We start from the raw sequence: 4156 nt of genomic DNA on the forward strand, positions 1-4156 counted from the left end.
CCGCCCCCGCCGCCCCGGCCGTTCCGGGCGCGGGCGAGGCCGCCGCGCCGGCCGGCGGGGTGGGCAGCGGCGCGCTGACCTTCAAGCCGATCCCGCCGAACAAGCTGGACACCCTGGTCGTACCCAACGGGTACGACCACGCCGTGGTGATCAAGTGGGGTGACCCGGTGGTGCCGGGCGCGCCCGCGTTCGACGTGCACGCGCAGACCGCCGCCGCGCAGGCGAAGCAGTTCGGCTACAACAACGACTTCGTCGGGGTGCTGCCGATCGACCGCAAGCGGGCGCTGCTCGTGGTCAACCACGAGTACACCAACGAGGACCTGATGTTCCCCGGCTTCACCGGCCAGGACGCGCTCTCGGTCGAGCAGGTGCGGGTGGCCATGGCCGCGCACGGCATGTCCGTGGTGGAGCTGGAGCGGGTCGACGCCACCGGGCAGTGGCGGCCGGTGCGCAGCGGCCGCCGGCAGTACAACCGGCGGGTCACCGCGCTGGCCACGAAGTTCGAGCTGACCGGCCCGGCCGCCGGCTCCGCCTGGCTGCGCACCGCCGCCGACCCGAAGGGTCGTACGGTGGTCGGCACGCTGAACAACTGCGCCGGCGGGGTCACCCCGTGGGGCACGGTGCTCTCCGGCGAGGAGAACTTCAACCAGTACTTCGTCGGCGGCGACGGCGCGCCCGAGGAGCTGAAGCCGAAGCTGGCCCGCTACGGCATCCCGACCGACGTGCGCTACCCGAGCGGCAGCCGCAAGTGGGAGCGCGCCGACGAGCGCTTCGACCTGGCGAAGCACCCGAACGAGGCGCACCGCTTCGGCTGGGTCGTCGAGATCGACCCGTTCGACCCGGAGAGCCACCCGCGCAAGCACACCGCGCTCGGCCGGGTCAAGCACGAGGGCGCCAACGTGATCGTCGCGAAGGACGGGCGCGTGGTCGCGTACATGGGCGACGACGAGCGCTTCGACTACCTCTACAAGTTCGTCTCGGACAAGAAGTTCATGCCGGGCAACTCGTGGGTGGCCCGCAAGCACAACCTGACCCTGCTGGAGTCCGGCACGCTCTACGTGGCCGCCCTGGAGGGGAACAGCGCCGCCGAGATCGACGGCACCGGCAAGCTCCCCTCGGACGGGGCGTTCGACGGCCGGGGTCGCTGGATCAAGCTGGTCAGCGGCAACCGCTCGTACGTCGACGGGATGACCGCGGCCGACGTGCTGACCTTCACCCGCCTCGCCGGGGACAGGGTCGGGGCCACCAAGATGGACCGTCCGGAGGACGTCGAGCCGAGCCAGCTCACCGGCAAGGTCTACGTGGCGCTGACCAACAACACCGACCGGGGCAAGGCCGGCAAGGCGGCGGCCGACGAGGCGAACCCGCGCAACCTCAACAAGCACGGGCAGATCCTGGAGCTGGTCGAGGACCGCGGCGACAACACCGCCGAGACCTTCGCCTGGTCGCTGCCGATCGTCTGCGGCGACCCGGCGGACCCGTCCACCCACTTCGCCGGGTACGACAAGACCCGGGTCTCCCCGATCTCCTGCCCGGACAACGTCGCCTTCGACGCCACCGGCAACCTGTGGATCGCGACCGACGGCAACGCGCTGGGCAGCAACGACGGCCTCTTCGCCACCGCCGTGGAGGGCCCGGAGCGGGGTCACCTGAAGCAGTTCCTCACCGTGCCGCTCGGCGCGGAGACCTGCGGTCCCTTCATCACGAAGGACAACCGGTCGGTCTTCGTGGCCGTGCAGCACCCGGGCGAGATCACCGGCGCGTCGGTGGAGAACCCGGCCTCGACCTGGCCGGACGGCGACTTCGCCAAGCCCGGCGTGGTGGTCACCTGGCGTCTGGACGGCGGCCCGGTCGGCAGCTGACGTTCCCCCGGGCGGTCCGGCGCTGGACCGCCGGCGAAGGGCCCCTTCCCCGCCGGGGAGGGGCCCTTCGCGTACCCGCCGCGGGATCAGGCGGCGCGGCCGGCCTTGAGGGAGGCCGTGGTGTCGACGACGCGGCGCCGGCCGGGCGCCGGCATGGTCGACCCGGCCGACCGGGTCACCCTCGACGAGTCGGTCAACATGGCCTTCCTCGTCGTGCTCGACGCGATGACACCGGCCGAACGCGTCGCGTTCGTCCTGCACGACGTCTTCCGCTATTCCTTCGCCGAAGTGGCGGAGATCGTCGGCCGGACCCCGGCGGCCTGCCGCCAGCTTGCCACCTCCGCCCGCCGCCGCGTACGCGCCGCACGCCGGGACGCGGTCTCGACAGCCCGGCGCGCCGACACCGTCAGAGCCTTCAAGCAGGCATGGGAGGCCAAGGACATCGACGCCCTCATCGACCTGCTGACCCCCGACGCCACGGCGACCGGCGACGGCGGCGGACTCGTCACCGCCGCGCTCCGCCCGGTCGAGGGCGCGGAGGAGGTCGCCCGCTTCTTCGCCGGCCGGCCCGCCGCCGCCCCCGGCATGGCGCTCCTGGAGCGTACGGTCAACGGCCAGCCGGGCCTGGTGGCTCAACTGGACGGCGTCACCGTGTCGGTGATGGCGTTCGAGGTCACCGGCAACCGGATCGAGCACATCTGGGCGGTGCTCAACCCCGAGAAGCTCCACCCCTGGACGGCGGGCTGACGGCGGTGAGCGGCACCGACAGGGGTCTCAGGTGTCGGCGGCGATGCCGTCGGCGACCGCGCGGGCGACGGTGAGCAGCTTGGCCCGGACCACCCGGGCGGAGGTCATCATCTCGCTGGCCGGCAGCGCGCAGGCCAGCACCACCCGGCGCTCGATGTCCTTGTCCGGGGTGACCAGCACCGCCGCGCACGCCACCCCCTGGCGGAACTGCCCCAGCTCCAACTGCATGCCGCGCCGGTCGCCGGCGGCCAGGTCGGCCTCGAACGCCTCGACGGTGGTGAGGGTGGCGCCGGTGAACGGGCGCATGCCGTATTCCCGCAGGTAGCGGAAGCGCTGCTCGGCGGTGAGGGTGGCCAGCAGGCTCTTGCCGAGCGCCGTGGCGTGCGCCCCCTCGTCGAAGCCCGGCACCAGGTCCTCCAGGTACGGCGAGCGCGGCCCCTCGGCGACCGCCGTGACCGCCACCTGGCCGCCCACGAAGCGGCCCAGGTAGTGGCTCCAGCCGGTGTCCGCCGCGGCCCGCCGCAGCGCCTCCCCGACCGGCGGCGGCCCGCGGAAGGCGGTGACCAGCTCGCGGTAGCGGTCGGCGATCTCCAGCCCGACGATGTACGTGCCGTCCTCCCGGCGGATCACGTAGCCCTCGTAGGCCAGTGTGCGCACCAGGTGGTAGGTCGTGGCGACGGTCAGCTCGCAGCGGCGGGCGATCTGCTTGACGGTGAGCCCTTTCGGCGCACGGCCGACCGACTCGAGCACTCGTAGCGCGCGGGAGACACTTCGGATCAGGTCCGAAGGTTCCGCCAAGGGGTCACGCACAACCACCTCCGCCGCCGGGGACTTACACCATATGAAAAACAGGCCGAGTGCGAAATGCCTGTTCGGATCGAGGATGCCAGATCACCGGGCACGGACCGTGCAGCGACAGACACGATCAGCTGCCGAAACGTGATCGGCGTAGGTTTGGGCGGGCCATGACCGAAACCTTGTCGCACCCCGCTCCACCCGCGCCCCGGCGTACCGTCCGGACCAACGCGGGTGCGATCGCCACCACGATCGCCTGCGTCCTGCCCGTCTTCCTGGTCGGCGGGCTCGCCGTGCAGATGGGCGACGATCTCGACTTCACCCCCGCCCGGCTCGGCCTGGCCGTCTCGGTCTACTTCGGCGTCAGCGCCCTCACCTCGGTCCCCTCCGGCGCCCTGGTGGAGCGGTACGGGCCGGCCGTGGTGGCGCGCGCCGGCATCCTGCTCTCCGCCGGCTCGCTGCTGGCCGTGGCGGGGCTGGCCCGGTCGTACCCGGTGCTGGTGGCGCTGCTCGCGCTCAGCGCCGCCGCCAACGCCCTCGGCCAGCTCGCCAGCAACGCCGCGCTGGCCCGGCACGTGCCCGCCCACCGGCAGGGGCTCTCCTTCGGGCTGAAGCAGGCCGCCATCCCGGTCTCCACCCTGCTGGCCGGGGCGGCGGTGCCGACCGTGGCGCTGACCGCCGGCTGGCGCTGGGCGTTCGTGGTGGCCGCCCTCGCGGCGCTGGCCGCGCTGCCGGCCGTACCGCCGGCGGAG

Annotated in this window: 4 protein-coding genes; 3 read left to right on the forward strand and 1 reads right to left on the reverse strand. The window is 72.9% G+C overall.

Features of this window, described 5'->3' with window-relative positions:
- Positions 1-1862 (forward strand): PhoX family phosphatase (locus B0E53_RS33640; RefSeq protein WP_107079615.1); only part of this gene is annotated, 1862 nt, incomplete at its 5' end.
- A 120-nt stretch (positions 1863-1982) separates the two neighbouring features.
- Positions 1983-2609 carry a sigma factor-like helix-turn-helix DNA-binding protein gene (locus B0E53_RS33645; RefSeq protein WP_246835734.1) on the forward strand — a complete coding sequence of 209 codons (627 nt, stop codon included), beginning with the start codon at positions 1983-1985 and terminating at the stop codon, positions 2607-2609.
- 27 nt (positions 2610-2636) lie between these two features.
- Here B0E53_RS33645 and B0E53_RS33650 read toward each other — a convergent pair whose 3' ends face one another.
- A complete protein-coding gene (locus tag B0E53_RS33650; protein ID WP_107079617.1) occupies positions 2637-3419 on the reverse strand; it encodes a helix-turn-helix domain-containing protein in 783 nt (260 codons plus the stop codon).
- A 155-nt stretch (positions 3420-3574) separates the two neighbouring features.
- On the opposite strand from B0E53_RS33650, the gene B0E53_RS33655 reads away from it, so the two are divergent.
- The coding region (locus tag B0E53_RS33655) for an MFS transporter (RefSeq protein ID WP_146167886.1) at positions 3575-4156 on the forward strand (582 nt) is incomplete at its 3' end.

This window comes from Micromonospora sp. MH33 (assembly GCF_003013775.1).
GTDB classification, from domain to species: Bacteria; Actinomycetota; Actinomycetes; order Mycobacteriales; family Micromonosporaceae; genus Micromonospora; species Micromonospora fulviviridis.